The sequence below is a fragment of the Serratia sp. AKBS12 genome (genome assembly GCF_024793895.1).
Taxonomy (GTDB): Bacteria; Pseudomonadota; Gammaproteobacteria; order Enterobacterales; family Enterobacteriaceae; genus Serratia_F.
Map to the genome: position 1 here is coordinate 151,145 of NZ_JANUSB010000011.1, position 15,373 is coordinate 166,517.

At 55.6% G+C, this 15,373-nt stretch carries 12 protein-coding genes; all 12 read left to right on the forward strand.

The features are described 5' to 3' along the window. Positions 1-2: 2 nt before the first annotated feature. A complete protein-coding gene (ispC, locus tag NYE85_RS09315) occupies positions 3-1,199 on the forward strand; it encodes a 1-deoxy-D-xylulose-5-phosphate reductoisomerase (protein ID WP_259004450.1) in 1,197 nt (398 codons plus the stop codon). A 280-nt stretch (positions 1,200-1,479) separates the two neighbouring features. Next, on the forward strand, positions 1,480-2,238 hold the full coding sequence (ispU, locus tag NYE85_RS09320; RefSeq protein WP_259004451.1) for a (2E,6E)-farnesyl-diphosphate-specific ditrans,polycis-undecaprenyl-diphosphate synthase: 759 nt from the start codon (positions 1,480-1,482) through the stop codon (positions 2,236-2,238). A 9-nt stretch (positions 2,239-2,247) separates the two neighbouring features. After that, positions 2,248-3,096 (forward strand): phosphatidate cytidylyltransferase, encoded by an 849-nt coding sequence (gene cdsA, locus NYE85_RS09325; RefSeq protein WP_004959236.1) that lies wholly within the window; start codon positions 2,248-2,250, stop codon positions 3,094-3,096. A gap of 28 nt (positions 3,097-3,124) precedes the next feature. Continuing rightward, complete coding sequence (rseP, locus tag NYE85_RS09330) at positions 3,125-4,480, forward strand: sigma E protease regulator RseP (protein WP_259004480.1); 1,356 nt, start codon at positions 3,125-3,127, stop codon at positions 4,478-4,480. A 35-nt stretch (positions 4,481-4,515) separates the two neighbouring features. Further along, positions 4,516-6,918: an outer membrane protein assembly factor BamA gene (gene bamA, locus NYE85_RS09335; protein WP_259004452.1), complete on the forward strand. Its 2,403-nt coding sequence runs from the start codon at positions 4,516-4,518 to the stop codon at positions 6,916-6,918. A gap of 159 nt (positions 6,919-7,077) precedes the next feature. Then, positions 7,078-7,575, forward strand: coding sequence for a molecular chaperone Skp (gene skp / locus NYE85_RS09340; protein ID WP_259004453.1), 498 nt, complete (start codon positions 7,078-7,080; stop codon positions 7,573-7,575). 4 nt (positions 7,576-7,579) lie between these two features. Then, the gene (gene lpxD, locus NYE85_RS09345) at positions 7,580-8,602 is read left to right on the forward strand and encodes a UDP-3-O-(3-hydroxymyristoyl)glucosamine N-acyltransferase (RefSeq protein WP_259004454.1); all 1,023 of its coding nucleotides are present in this window, start codon (positions 7,580-7,582) and stop codon (positions 8,600-8,602) included. Between the two features lie 174 nt (positions 8,603-8,776). After that, positions 8,777-9,232, forward strand: a complete 456-nt coding sequence (gene fabZ / locus NYE85_RS09350) for a 3-hydroxyacyl-ACP dehydratase FabZ (RefSeq protein WP_147415637.1) — start codon at positions 8,777-8,779, stop codon at positions 9,230-9,232. Positions 9,233-9,235: 3 nt separating this feature from the next. Then, on the forward strand, positions 9,236-10,024 hold the full coding sequence (gene lpxA, locus NYE85_RS09355) for an acyl-ACP--UDP-N-acetylglucosamine O-acyltransferase (RefSeq protein WP_259004455.1): 789 nt from the start codon (positions 9,236-9,238) through the stop codon (positions 10,022-10,024). Between the two features lie 3 nt (positions 10,025-10,027). Continuing rightward, positions 10,028-11,176 carry a lipid-A-disaccharide synthase gene (gene lpxB, locus NYE85_RS09360; protein WP_259004456.1) on the forward strand — a complete coding sequence of 383 codons (1,149 nt, stop codon included), beginning with the start codon at positions 10,028-10,030 and terminating at the stop codon, positions 11,174-11,176. Beyond that, the gene (gene rnhB, locus NYE85_RS09365; protein WP_259004457.1) at positions 11,173-11,781 is read left to right on the forward strand and encodes a ribonuclease HII; all 609 of its coding nucleotides are present in this window, start codon (positions 11,173-11,175) and stop codon (positions 11,779-11,781) included. Before lpxB ends, rnhB begins: the two co-directional genes overlap by 4 nt. A 94-nt stretch (positions 11,782-11,875) precedes the next feature. Next, entirely contained in the window at positions 11,876-15,364 is a 3,489-nt protein-coding gene (gene dnaE / locus NYE85_RS09370) for a DNA polymerase III subunit alpha (protein ID WP_259004481.1), read from the forward strand. The last annotated feature ends 9 nt before the right edge of the window (positions 15,365-15,373 follow it).

Genomic DNA, 15,373 nt, shown 5'->3' on the forward strand with positions numbered 1-15,373 from the left:
TCATGAAGCAACTGACTATTCTTGGTTCCACCGGCTCTGTCGGCACCAGCACGCTGGCCGTTGTCAGGGAAAATTCCGAACGTTTCGCCATCAAGGCGCTGGTTGCCGGCCGCAATGTGGCGGTAATGGCAGAGCAATGCCTGGAGTTCCGCCCGGCGTATGCCGCCATGGCCGATGAAACCGCCGCGCGGGAATTGCGCCGTATCCTGGCGGAAAACGGCGTGGCAACCGAGGTGCTGGCGGGCGTGGAGGCAGCGTGCGAACTGGCGGCGCTGGACGACGTCGATCAGGTCACTGCCGCCATTGTCGGCGCTGCCGGGCTGCTGCCAACGCTGGCGGCGATCCGTGCCGGTAAACAGGTATTGCTGGCCAACAAGGAGTCGCTGGTCACCTGCGGTCGCCTGTTCATGGATGCGGTACGCAAGAGCCGCAGCCAGTTATTGCCGCTCGATAGCGAACATAACGCCATTTTTCAGAGTTTACCTGAGAGCATCCAGCGCCAGTTGGGGTACTCTTCATTGGAAGATCATGGTGTGTCACGCATCGTGTTGACCGGTTCTGGCGGCCCGTTCCGTACTATGCCGTTGGCGCAGTTTGCCGCGGTGACGCCGGATCAGGCCTGTGCCCATCCAAACTGGTCGATGGGGCGCAAGATCTCGGTCGACTCCGCCACCATGATGAATAAAGGTCTGGAATACATTGAAGCCCGCTGGCTGTTCAATGCTTCAGCCGAACAAATGGAAGTGATTCTGCATCCACAATCGGTGATCCATTCGATGGTGCGTTATGCTGACGGCAGCGTGCTGGCGCAACTGGGAACCCCGGACATGCGTACGCCGATTGCCCATGCGATGGCGTATCCGCAGCGGGTCAATTCCGGCGTCGCTGCCCTGGATTTCTGCCGTATTGGCGCGCTGACCTTCGCCGAGCCCGAGCGTGAACGTTATCCCTGCCTGCATCTGGCGATTGCCGCCTGTGATGCCGGCCAGGCGGCGACCACTGCGCTCAACGCCGCCAATGAGGTGGCGGTAGCGGCGTTTTTGCAGGCGCAGATTCGCTTTACCGATATTGCCACGGTTAACCAAAAAGTCGTTGAAGGTCTGGCTTTGCAGGAACCGACGTGCGTCGACGCGGTCTTAGACATTGATCGCCAGGCGCGTGACGTGGCCAGCGAACTGGTGCGGCAACTGCGCGCCTGATTGGTGATACGGTTCATTTTTGTTCGTAAATTGCGCGCACCGCCGTGGCCTGTTTGTTCAGGCCTCGCTGAGGTGATATAGTCTGCGCCACCTGCCAACGGTTATGCCGTTGAATAAAGGCCTGATTGGCGGTCGAAAAGCCATTTGCATTCCGAATATCATCGGTATGCTCAGGACGTGCAGACTGAAAAGCCGTGTCGGGCACACGGCTTTTTTTGCGCGCAAGGGCCTGTGCTCCGGAAAAGCTTTTGTGTTTCTATTGAGGAAATAAGTACGCGTTATGTCGTCCGAAAATCAACAAGAGGCTAATCCGTCCATCTTTGGGCCTCGTCATGTCGCCATCATTATGGACGGCAACGGACGCTGGGCTAAACGTCAGGGCAAGTTACGTGTCTTCGGTCATAAAGCAGGGGTGAAATCGGTGCGTAGAGCCGTTAGCTTTGCTGCCAGCCATCATTTGGATGCGCTCACGCTTTATGCCTTCAGCAGTGAGAACTGGAATCGTCCGGCACAGGAAGTCTCTGCGTTAATGGAGCTTTTTGTCCGCGCCCTGGACAGCGAAGTAAAAAGCCTGCACAAACATAACGTCAGGTTGCGCGTAATCGGCGATGTCAGCCGTTTCAGCGCACGTTTGCAGGAGCGGATCCGTCGTTCCGAGCAGCTGACAGAAAATAACGATGGCCTTACGCTCAACATTGCTGCCAACTACGGCGGCCGTTGGGATATCATTCAGGGAGTGAAGCACCTGGCCGAACGCGTGCAGGAAGGTTTACTGCGCCCGGACCAGATTAATGAAGAATTGCTGAGCGAGCAGGTCTGCATGAACGATCTGACCCCGGTGGATCTGGTGATCCGCACCGGTGGCGAGCACCGCATCAGCAACTTTTTATTATGGCAAATAGCTTACGCCGAGCTTTACTTTACTGATGTACTCTGGCCTGATTTTGATGAACTTGTCTTTGAAGGTGCGCTGAATGCATTTGCACAACGTGAGCGTCGCTTCGGGGGAACAACACCTATCGGCGTCAATGCGTCCTAGGGGGAACTTTTGCTGAAGTATCGCCTCATAACTGCTCTGATTTTAATACCGATCGTTATCGCAGCGCTGTTTTTGCTGCCGCCGGTGGGATTTGCACTGGTAACGCTGGTTGTATGCATGTTAGCAGCCTGGGAGTGGGGCCAGTTGGCTGGCTTTGCTTCCCGTTCCCAACGAATCTGGCTGGCGATACTCTGCGGGTTCCTGCTGGCGTTGATGATGCTCAGCGTACCTGCCTATCACCAGTCGGTACATCTGCTGCAGGTCGGTGGGCCGTTATGGGCGTCGATGGGCTGGTGGCTGGCGGCGTTGCTGCTGGTGCTGTTCTATCCAGGTTCAGCCGCCCTGTGGCGTAATTCCCGCCCGTTGCGGCTGCTGTTTGGCGTATTGACCATCGTGCCTTTTTTCTGGGGCATGGTGGCGCTGCGTCAGTTCGGTTATGAACAAAATCATTTCACCGGTGCCTGGTGGCTGCTGTATGTAATGCTGCTGGTATGGGGAGCGGATTCAGGCGCCTATGTATTCGGCAAAATGCTGGGTAAGCACAAGCTGGCGCCAAAGGTCTCGCCCGGAAAAACCTGGGAAGGGTTGATCGGCGGGCTGGTGACCTCGGCCGTTATTTCATGGCTGTTTGGCCGCTATGCGCCATTGAATGTGATACCGGCCACCTTGCTGGTTTGCTCAATCATTGCAGCGCTGGCATCGGTGCTGGGCGATCTGACTGAGAGCATGTTCAAACGCGAAGCGGGCATCAAGGACAGCGGTCATCTGATACCTGGCCATGGCGGGGTACTGGATCGTATCGACAGCTTGACCGCGGCCGTGCCTGTATTTGCCTGCCTGATGCTGTTAGTGTTTTAATCCGTCGTTGACGGGGAGTGAAGGGATGATGTTCAGCGTGCTCTGGAACCTGGTAGCGTTTATTATTGCACTCGGTGTGTTAATCACCGTGCATGAGTTCGGGCACTTTTGGGTGGCCCGCCGCTGCGGCGTCCGCGTTGAACGCTTCTCTATCGGCTTTGGCCGCGCCCTGTGGCAACGAACCGACCGGCATGGCACCGAGTTTGTCATTGCGCTGATCCCGCTGGGCGGTTATGTGAAAATGCTCGACGAACGCGTCGAGACGGTCGCCCCGGAGCTGCGTCATCAGGCCTTCAACAACAAAACCGTCTGGCAGCGCGCTGCCATCGTCAGCGCCGGGCCGATTGCCAACTTTGTTTTTGCCATCCTTGCCTACTGGCTGGTGTTCATCATCGGCGTGCCCAGTTTCCGTCCGGTAATTGGCGAAATATCTCCTCAATCCATTGCCGCTCAGGCGCAAATTTCGCCGGGAATGGAACTAAAATCGGTTGATGGTATCGAAACGCCTGATTGGGAATCAGTTCGTTTGGCGCTGGTTACCAAAATTGGCGATACGCAAACCGAGGTAGGCGTCGCGCCTTTTGGTTCGGCGCAGGTAGTGAATAAAACCCTGGATCTGCGTCAGTGGCGCTTTGAGCCGGACAAGCAGGATCCGGTGGTCTCGCTGGGCATTATTCCGCGTGGTCCGCAGATCGAATCGGTACTCGCCGAGGTGCAAACCGGATCTGCGGCGCAAAAAGCGGGTTTGCAAGCCGGAGACAGGATCGTTAAAGTCGATGGGCAACTGCTGGGTCGTTGGCAAACGCTGGTGAAGCGCATTCACGACGGCCCCGGGCAACCGCTGGTTTTAGAAGTTGAAAGAAACGGCGCCCCCTTGTCTTTGACGCTGATACCAGATACAAAACCGGTGGGCGAAGGGAAAAGCGTGGGTTTTGCCGGCATTATCCCGAAGGTGTTGCCACTGCCGGATGAGTACAAAACGATTCGCCAGTATGGGCCGTTCCCGGCGTTGTATCAGGCCGGGGACAAAACCTGGCAGCTGATGCGGTTAACGGTCAGCATGTTGGGCAAGTTAATAACCGGTGATGTAAAGCTGAATAACCTGAGCGGCCCGATATCCATTGCGCAGGGAGCAGGGGCGTCAGCCGGGGTAGGGTTCGTGTATTACCTGATGTTCCTGGCGTTGATTAGCGTCAATCTGGGGATCATCAACCTGTTCCCATTACCGGTGTTAGATGGTGGGCATCTCCTCTTCCTGGCGATAGAAAAGCTGAAGGGTGGGCCGGTTTCCGAGCGAGTACAGGACTACAGCTACCGCATTGGTTCGATCGTGTTGGTGCTGTTAATGGGTCTTGCACTTTTCAATGATTTTTCTCGCCTTTAGGGGCGGGGATAGGTTAGGAAGAACGCATAACAACGATGGCGATGAAAAAGTTGCTCATAGCGTCGCTGCTGTTTGGCAGCGCCACCGTATACGGTGCAGACGGGTTCGTAGTGAAAGATATTCATTTCGAAGGCCTGCAACGGGTCGCCGTCGGTGCGGCGTTACTCAACATGCCGGTTCGCGTAGGCGATACCGTCACTGACGATGATATCAGTAATACCATCCGTGCCTTGTTTGCCACTGGCAACTTCGAGGACGTGCGCGTACTGCGCGATGGTAATACGTTGATCGTTCAGGTTAAGGAACGCCCTACCATAGCCAGCATCACCTTCTCCGGCAACAAGTCGGTGAAGGACGATATGCTCAAGCAGAATCTGGAAGCCTCTGGCGTCCGGGTTGGCGAGGCGCTCGACCGCACCACGATCTCCAGTATTGAAAAAGGTCTGGAAGACTTCTATTACAGCGTCGGTAAATACAGCGCCTCGGTGAAAGCCGTGGTAACGCCGTTGCCGCGCAACCGTGTTGACCTGAAACTGGTGTTCACGGAAGGGGTTTCCGCCAAAATTCAACAAATCAACATCGTCGGCAACCATGCCTTCACCAACGATGAGCTGATTTCACGCTTCCAATTGCGTGATGAGGTGCCGTGGTGGAACGTGGTTGGCGATCGCAAATACCAGAAGCAGAAACTGGCGGGCGATCTCGAAACCCTGCGCAGCTTCTATCTGGACCGCGGTTATGCCCGCTTTAACATTGATTCGACCCAGGTCAGCCTGACGCCGGACAAAAAAGGCATTTACATCACCATCAATATTACCGAAGGCGATCAGTACAAGCTTTCCGACGTGATGGTGAACGGCAACCTGGCGGGCCATTCGGCCGAAGTCGCCCAGTTGACCAAAATCGAGCCGGGCGAACTGTACAACGGCAGCAAAGTGACCAAGATGGAAGACAACATCAAGAAGATGTTGGGCCGTTACGGTTATGCCTATCCGCGGGTACAGACCCAGCCGGAAATCAACGACGCCGACAAGACCGTCAAGCTGCACGTCAATATTGATGCGGGCAACCGTTTCTATGTGCGTCGCATCAAGTTTGAAGGCAACGACACCAGTAAAGACTCCGTTCTGCGCCGCGAAATGCGTCAGATGGAAGGGGCGTGGCTGGGTAACGATCAGGTCGAGCAGGGCAAAGAGCGTCTGAACCGCCTGGGTTACTTCGAAACCGTTGACGTTGAAACCCAGCGTGTTCCGGGCAGCGCCGACCAGGTTGACGTGACCTACAAGGTCAAGGAACGCAATACGGGTACCTTCAACTTCGGCGTCGGCTACGGTACCGAAAGCGGCGTCAGCTTCCAGGTTGGCGTGCAGCAGGACAACTGGCTGGGTACCGGTTACTCGGTGGGCGTCAGCGGCACCAAGAACGATTACCAGACCTATGCGGAACTGTCCGCCACCAACCCGTACTTCACCGTTGACGGTGTCAGCCTGGGCGGTCGTATCTTCTACAACGACTTCAAGGCGGATGATGCGGACCTGTCCGACTATACCAATAGCAGTTACGGTGTGGACGGTACGCTGGGCTTCCCGATCAACGAGAACAACTCGTTGCGCGCCGGTCTGGGTTATGTGCATAACAGCCTGTCCGACATGCAGCCGCAGATCGCCATGTGGCGTTATCTCGAATCGATGGGTCAGAATCCGAACACCATGGATCGCGCCAGCTACAAGGCTGACGATTTCACTCTGAACCTGGGCTGGACTTACAACAATCTGGACCGCGGCTACTTCCCGACTTCCGGTAACCGCACCACCTTGAACGGTAAAGTCACCATTCCTGGTTCTGACAACGAATACTACAAGGTAACGCTGGACAGCGTGCAGTATGTGCCGATCAACGACGATCGCACCTGGGTACTGCTGGGGCGTGGTCGTCTGGGCTATGCCGACGGTCTGGGCGGCAAGGAAATGCCGTTCTACGAGAACTTCTATGCCGGTGGTTCAAGCACCGTGCGTGGCTTCCAGTCCAATACCATTGGTCCGAAGGCGGTGTACTACAATTCCAACTCCTATAGCTGCAGCAACGGCACCAAGATTTGTGGTTCCGATGATGCGGTGGGCGGTAACGCGATGGCGGTGGCCAGCATGGAGCTGATTACCCCAACGCCATTTATCAGCGAGAAGTATGCCAACTCGGTGCGCACCTCGCTGTTCGTCGATGCGGGTACCGTGTGGGATACCAACTGGGAGAAGAGTCAAACCGCAGGTTTCGACATACCAGACTACAGCAAACCGGGTAACATCCGCGTTTCTGCCGGTATCGCATTGCAGTGGATGTCACCGCTTGGGCCGTTGGTGTTCTCTTATGCCAATCCGCTCAAGGATTACGAAGGCGACAAGTCCGAACAGTTCCAGTTTAACATTGGTAAGACCTGGTAACGGGGCTCATCTTTGGGTTTAGCTGTAGTTAAGAATCACAGGTGCCAGACCGTCGGCGGAGCAGAGAGAGATAAGTCTCATTGTGTCTTGAGATAAGTCTGGCAGATTGTGTATTTCAAGTGTCATATGACACAAACGGGTGATGGTAAGGAGTTTATAGTGAAAAAGTGGTTGTGTGCCGCAGGCCTCGGTTTAGCAATGGCTGCTTCAGCGGGCGTTCAGGCAGCTGACAAGATTGCTGTCGTCAACGTTTCCAGCATTTTCCAACAGTTGCCAGCACGTGAAACCGTTGCTAAACAATTGGAAAACGAATTCAAGGGCCGCGCGGGCGAACTCCAGAACATGGAACGCAGCCTGCAAACCAAAATGCAGAAGTTGCAGCGTGACGGTTCTACCATGAAGGCAAGCGAACGCAGCAAGCTGGAAAAAGACGTGATGGCTCAACGCGAGCAGTTCTCTCAGAAAGCCCAGGCTTTCGAGCAGGACAACCGTCGTCGTCAAATGGAAGAACGTAACAAAATCCTGAGCCGTATTCAGGATGCAGTGAAATCTGTTGCCAGCAAAGAAGGCTATGACGTCGTGATCGACGCTAACGCCGTTGCTTATGCAGGCACTTCAAAAGATATCACTGCTGACGTGCTGAAACAGGTTAAATAACAACATGCCTTCAATTCGACTGGCTGATTTAGCACAGCAGTTGGATGCACAATTGCACGGTGATGGCGATCTCGTCATCACCGGCATTGCTTCTATGCATTCGGCACAAGCGGGCCAAATCACGTTTTTGTCAGACAGCCGTTATCAAGAGCGGTTGTCCTCCTGCCAGGCCAGCGCCGTGGTGCTGACCGAAGCAGATTTGCCACACTGCCGCAGCGCGGCGCTGGTGGTGAAGAATCCTTATCTGACCTACGCGCGCATGGCGCAACTGATGGACACCACGCCGGCTCCGGCTCAGGATATCGCGCCGAGCGCGGTGATTGCTCCTGACGCGCAGCTTGGTGAGCATGTTGCCGTCGGTGCCAATGCGGTGATTGAGTCGGGTGCCGTACTCGGCGATAACGTGGTTATCGGCCCCGGGTGTTTTATCGGCAAGAATGCATCCATTGGCGCAGGTACGCGTCTATGGGCCAACGTTACCGTTTATCATGAGGTGGTCATCGGGCAGCAGTGCCTGATTCAGTCCGGCACGGTAATCGGCGCTGATGGTTTCGGTTATGCCAACGAACGTGGCAACTGGATTAAAATTCCCCAGCTGGGCACGGTAATTATTGGCGATCGCGTTGAGATTGGTGCATGTACCACCATCGATCGCGGTGCCCTGGATAACACTCATATCGGGAATGGTGTTATCATTGACAACCAATGCCAGATTGCACATAACGTGGTGATTGGTGAGAATACTGCCGTTGCCGGCGGCGTTATCATGGCCGGCAGCCTGAAAATTGGCCGCTATTGCCAGATCGGTGGCGCCAGTGTGATTAATGGTCACATGGAAATTGCCGACAAGGTGGTAGTGACAGGAATGGGAATGGTTATGCGACCAATCACCCAACCTGGGGTATACTCTTCGGGCATTCCGTTACAACCCAACAAAGTTTGGCGTAAAACCGCCGCGTTGGTGATGAATATCGATGAGATTAGCAAACGCTTAAAAGCTGTCGAACGAAAAGTCGGAAAAGACTAATCACTGCCGTCCGCCTGAGCCTTACTGGGTAGAAAAACGAAACGCGTTGGCCGCTCTACGGCGGCCAAAAGCGCAAATAGTTGTTAATTTGCGGCCTGCCTGATGATCTCCTTTTTGGGGTCAACGCAGGCCGTGTTGTTGATGCCATCAGATTTTAGAGACAGGAAGAGTATTTTGACTATCGACACTCATACTCTAGATATTGCAGAAATTTTGGAACTGCTCCCTCATCGTTACCCATTCTTGCTGGTTGACCGTGTACTTGAGTTTGAAGAGCATAAATATCTGCGTGCGGTGAAGAACGTTTCCGTAAACGAACCGTTTTTCCAGGGGCACTTCCCTGGTAAACCGATTTTCCCGGGCGTATTGATCCTGGAAGCCATGGCGCAGGCCACCGGCATTCTGGCATTCAAAAGCGTGGGTAAACTGGAACCGGGCGAGCTGTATTACTTTGCCGGTATCGACGAAGCGCGCTTCAAGCGCCCTGTGGTGCCTGGCGATCAGATGATCATGGAAGTCACTTTCGAGAAAACCCGCCGTGGTCTGACGCGCTTTAAAGGCGTGGCGACCGTTGACGGTAAAATTGTCTGCGAAGCAACCATGATGTGTGCCCGCAGCCGGGAGGCATAATCCGTGATAGACAAAACCGCCTTTATCCACCCAAGCGCAATTGTTGAAGAAGGCGCCGTTATCGGCGCTAGCGTGCATATCGGTCCCTTCAGTTATGTCGGCTCGCAGGTGGAAATCGGCGAGGGCACGGTGCTGAAGTCGCACGTTGTGGTCAATGGCATTACCAAGATTGGTCGCGACAATCAGATCTACCAGTTTGCTTCCATCGGCGAAGTGAACCAGGATCTGAAATACGCAGGTGAACCTACGCGTGTCGAAGTCGGCGATCGCAATCGCATTCGCGAAAGCGTCACCATCCACCGCGGCACAGCGCAGGGTAACGGCGTAACCAAAGTGGGCAATGACAATCTGCTGATGGTCAACGTACACGTTGCTCACGACTGCGTGGTGGGTAATTCCTGCATTCTTGCCAACAATGCCACGCTGGCGGGACATGTGGAAATTGACGATCATGCGATCATCGGCGGTATGACGGCGATCCACCAGTTCTGCATTATCGGCGCGCACGTGATGGTTGGCGGTTGCTCCGGTGTTGCACAGGACGTGCCTCCTTTTGTCATCGCACAAGGTAACCACGCCACGCCATTCGGCGTTAACGCCGTGGGCCTGAAACGCCGTGGATTTGATAAAGATGAAATGCAGGCGATTCGCAATGCCTACAAGATTCTTTATCGCAGTGAAAAAACGCTGGATGAAGCGAAAACGGAAATCGAAGCCTTGGCGCAACAGCAGCCGGTAGTACAGCAATACCTCGATTTCTTTAGTCGTTCCACCCGCGGTATCATTCGCTAACCCATGTCTATGCGTCCATTGACTATCGGTTTGGTCGCCGGCGAAACATCCGGTGATATTCTTGGCGCCGGATTGATCCGTGCGCTCAAGGCAAAACACCCGGACGCGCGCTTTGTCGGCGTTGCCGGCCCGTTGATGCAGGCCGAAGGGTGTGAAGCCTGGTATGAAATGGAAGAGCTGGCGGTGATGGGCATCGTGGAAGTGCTTGAGCGCTTGCCTCGCCTGTTGAAGATCCGCAAGGATCTTACCCGCCGCTTTAGCGAGCTTGCCCCTGATGTCTTCGTCGGCATTGATGCGCCTGACTTTAACATCACGTTGGAGGGGCGTCTGAAGCAACGTGGTATTCACACCATTCATTATGTCAGCCCGTCAGTATGGGCCTGGCGTCAAAAGCGCGTTTTCAAAATTGGCAAAGCGACCGATCTGGTATTGGCGTTTCTCCCTTTTGAAAAAGCGTTTTACGATCGTTTCAACGTTCCCTGCCGCTTTATCGGCCACACCATGGCCGATGCCATGGCGTTGCAGCCGGATAAACTGGCGGCGCGCGCCGCATTGGGCATCGATCCCCAGGCCCGCTGTCTGGCGCTGTTGCCGGGCAGTCGCGGTGCGGAGGTGGAAATGCTCAGCGCGGATTTTCTTCGAACCGCCCAGTTGCTGCGCACGCGCTATCCTGACCTGGAGATCGTCGTTCCGCTGGTCAATGCCAAACGGCGTGAACAGTTTGAACGCATCAAGGCGGACGTGGCGCCGGAACTGCCGGCGCATTTGCTTGACGGCAAGGGGCGCGAGGCGATGCTGGCCAGCGACGCCGCGCTGCTGGCGTCGGGTACCGCCGCGCTGGAGTGCATGCTGGCAAAATGCCCGATGGTGGTAGGTTACCGCATGAAGCCGTTTACCTTTTGGCTGGCGGAGCGGCTGGTGAAAACCCCGTATGTCTCATTGCCAAACCTGCTGGCCGGGCGCGAAATCGTTACCGAACTGTTGCAGCATGACTGTGTGCCGGACAAGCTGGCCGCCGCGCTGTTGCCTCTGCTGGAGGACAGCCCGCAAGCGGAGCAGTTGAAACAGACCTTCCTTGAATTGCACCAGAGCATTCGCTGTGGCGCTGACGAACAGGCCGCCCAGGCTGTGTTGGAGCTGGCATTAGCATGATTGAACCCTTTGTTTATCCGACGGCGCAATGTATCGCCGGCGTAGACGAGGTCGGGCGCGGCCCGTTGGTCGGTGCGGTAGTGACCGCTGCGGTGATCCTCGATCCTGCACGTCCTATCGTTGGCCTGGCCGATTCCAAAAAGCTGAGTGAAAAACGTCGACTGGCGCTGTACGACGAAATCGTCGAAAAAGCCCTGGCCTGGAGCCTTGGACGAGCAGAACCTGCTGAAATCGACAGTTTGAACATTCTGCACGCCACGATGCTGGCGATGCAGCGGGCGGTGGCCGGCTTGGCGATAACGCCAGATCTGGTGCTGATAGATGGCAACCGTTGCCCAAAACTGCCGATGCGCTCGCAAGCGGTAGTGAAGGGCGACAGCCGGGTTGCCGAAATCAGTGCCGCGTCGATTCTGGCCAAGGTGACGCGCGATCGCGAAATGGCCGAGCTGGATCTGTCGTTCCCGGCTTACGGCTTTGCCCAGCATAAAGGCTATCCGACCGCGTTCCATTTGGAAAAGCTGGCGCAGCATGGTGCGACGCAGCATCATCGACGCAGTTTTGCACCGGTAAGAAGAGCGCTGGAAGCCGCACCTTTTGCTGAATAAAATGTAACGTGCGTTACCCCGCAACAGGATGGCAAATACCCTGACTGCGGCTTGACGCCATGTTATGACATTCACACATTTCTGGTATCAGGATATGGCCGAACCCCGTTTTATTCACTTACGCGTTCACAGCGACTACTCGATGATCGATGGGCTCGCCAAAATCGGGCCGTTGGTGAAAAGAGCCGCTGCGTTAGCCATGCCGGCCCTGGCAATCACCGATTTCACCAATCTGTGCGGTCTGGTCAAGTTTTATGGCAGCGCTCACGGTGCCGGTATCAAGCCGATCATCGGCGCGGATTTCAACGTGCAAAGCGATGTGCTGGGCGATGAGCTGGCGCAGCTGACCGTACTGGCCGCCAACAACGACGGCTATCAGAATCTGACGTTGCTGATCTCCCGCGCCTATCAACGCGGTTACGGCGCCGCCGGTCCGATCATTGACCGTGACTGGCTGGTAGAGCACCGAGAAGGGCTGATATTGCTGTCCGGCGGGCGGATGGGCGACGTTGGCAAATTTCTGCTGCGCGGCAACCACGCGCAGGTCGAGCAATGTCTGGCGTTCTATCAGCAGTATTTCCCTGATAACTACTACCTTGAACTGATCCGCACCGGGCGGCCGGATGAAGAAAACTATCTGCACGCTGCGGTAGCCCTGGCAAACGAGCGTGATTTACCGGTAGTGGCGACCAACGATGTGCGTTTCCTGGTCGAAGATGACTTCGACGCCCATGAAATCCGCGTGGCGATTCACGACGGCTTCACCCTTGATGACCCCAAACGTCCGCGCAATTACAGCCCGCAGCAATATATGCGCAACGAAGACGAAATGTGCGAGCTGTTTGCCGATATTCCCGAAGCGTTGATCAACAGCGTTGAAATTGCCAAACGCTGTAATGTCACCATTCGTCTGGGTGAATACTTCCTGCCGCAATTCCCAACCGGTGATATGACTACCGAAGACTTTTTGGTGGCCAAATCCAAAGAGGGGCTGGAAGAACGTCTGGAGTTCCTGTTCCCCGATCCTGAAGTCCGTGCGCAGCGCCGGCCAGAATACGATGAGCGTCTGGATACCGAACTGAAGGTCATCAACCAGATGGGGTTCCCCGGCTACTTCCTGATCGTAATGGAGTTCATCCAGTGGTCGAAGGATAACAACGTGCCGGTAGGGCCCGGGCGAGGCTCGGGTGCCGGTTCGCTGGTAGCCTATGCGTTGAAGATCACCGATCTCGACCCGCTGGAGTTCGATCTGCTGTTCGAACGTTTCCTTAACCCTGAACGTGTTTCGATGCCCGACTTCGACGTCGACTTCTGCATGGAAAAACGCGATCTGGTGATTGAGCACGTGGCGGAGATGTACGGCCGCGAAGCGGTATCGCAGATTATTACCTTCGGCACCATGGCGGCCAAAGCGGTAATTCGCGACGTTGGTCGCGTGCTGGGGCATCCATACGGGTTTGTCGATCGCATTTCGAAACTGGTGCCGCCCGATCCGGGCATGACGCTGGAAAAGGCCTTTGCCGCCGAACCGCAGTTGCCGGAAATCTACGAAGCGGACGAAGAGGTCAAGGCGCTGATCGACATGGCGCGCAAGCTGGAAGGGGTAACGCGTAACGCCGGTAAGCACGCCGGTGGCGTGGTGATTGCACCGACCAAAATTACCGATTTCGCCCCGTTGTATTGCGATGCGGAAGGCAACCATCCGGTTACCCAGTTCGATAAAAACGACGTGGAATACGCCGGGTTGGTGAAGTTCGACTTCCTCGGCCTGCGTACCCTGACCATCATCGACTGGGCGCTGGAGATGATCAACAAGCGGCGTGCCAAGACCGATCTGCCGCCGATTGACATTGCAGCGATCCCGCTCGACGACAAGAAAAGCTTCGATATGCTGCAACGTTCGGAAACCACTGCGGTGTTCCAGCTTGAATCGCGCGGCATGAAAGACCTGATCAAGCGCCTGAAACCTGACTGCTTCGAAGACATGATCGCCCTGGTGGCCCTGTTCCGTCCGGGGCCGTTGCAATCTGGCATGGTAGATAACTTTATCGACCGTAAGCACGGTCGTGAAGAGATCTCCTACCCGGACATTCAATGGCAGCATGAGTCGTTGAAACCGGTATTGGAGCCAACCTACGGCATCATTCTGTATCAGGAACAGGTGATGCAGATTGCCCAGGTGCTGGCTGGCTATACGCTGGGCGGCGCGGATATGCTGCGTCGTGCAATGGGTAAAAAGAACCCGGTCGAAATGGCCAAGCAGCGTGGCGGCTTTGAAGATGGAGCGAAATCGCGGGGAATTGACGGTGAACTGTCGATCAAGATCTTCGATCTGGTTGAGAAGTTCGCGGGATACGGCTTTAACAAATCCCACTCCGCGGCCTATGCGCTGGTGTCTTATCAGACGCTGTGGCTGAAGGCGCACTACCCGGCCGAGTTTATGGCGGCGGTGATGACCGCCGACATGGACAACACCGACAAGGTGGTAGGGCTGGTGGACGAGTGCTGGCGGATGGGGCTAAAAATCCTGCCGCCGGACATCAATAGCGGTCAATATCACTTCCACGTCAATGACGACGGCGAAATCGTTTACGGTATCGGCGCGATTAAAGGTGTGGGTGAGGGGCCAATTGAAGCTATTATTGAAGCGCGCAACAGCGGCGAACAGGGTTACTTCAAGGATCTGTTCGACCTTTGCGCGCGTTCTGATATCAAAAAGCTGAACCGCCGCATTCTGGAAAAGCTGATCATGTCTGGGGCGTTTGATCGCCTGGGACCGCATCGTGCTGCGCTGATGAATTCGCTCGGTGATGCGTTGAAAGCGGCAGATCAGCATGCCAAAGCCGAGGCCATCGGCCAGGTTGATATGTTTGGCGTGCTGGCGGAAGCGCCGGAGCAGGTTGAGCAATCTTATGCCAACGTTGCCCCGTGGCAAGAGCAGGTGGTACTGGACGGTGAGCGGGAGACGCTGGGGCTGTATCTGACCGGCCATCCGATCACCCAGTACCTTAAGGAAATCGAACGTTACGCCGGTGGCCAGCGTTTGAAAGACATGCACCCGACGGATCGGGGCAAAATGACCACCGCCGTTGGCTTGGTGGTCGCTGCGCGGATAATGGTCACCAAGCGCGGCAATCGCATCGGGATTTGTACGCTGGATGACCGTTCCGGGCGTCTGGAAGTGATGCTTTTCACCGATGCGTTGGAAAAATACCAGCATTTGTTGGAAAAAGACCGTATCCTGATTGCCAGTGGACAGGTCAGCTTTGATGACTTTAGCGGCGGACTTAAAATGACCGCCCGTGAGCTAATGGACATCAGCGAAGCACGTGAAAAATACGCTCGCGGGCTTGCTATCTCGCTGACTGACAGGCAAATTGATGACCAGCTTTTGAACCGTCTCCGTCAGTCGTTGGAACCCCATCGCTCGGGGACGATTCCAGTGCATCTCTACTATCAACGGATCGACGCGCGGGCCAAGCTGCGTTTTGGCGCAACCTGGCGCGTGACGCCCACCGACCGCTTGTTGATAGATTTGCGGACTTTGGTAGGCAATGAGCAGGTGGAACTGGAATTTGACTAAAATAGGAAT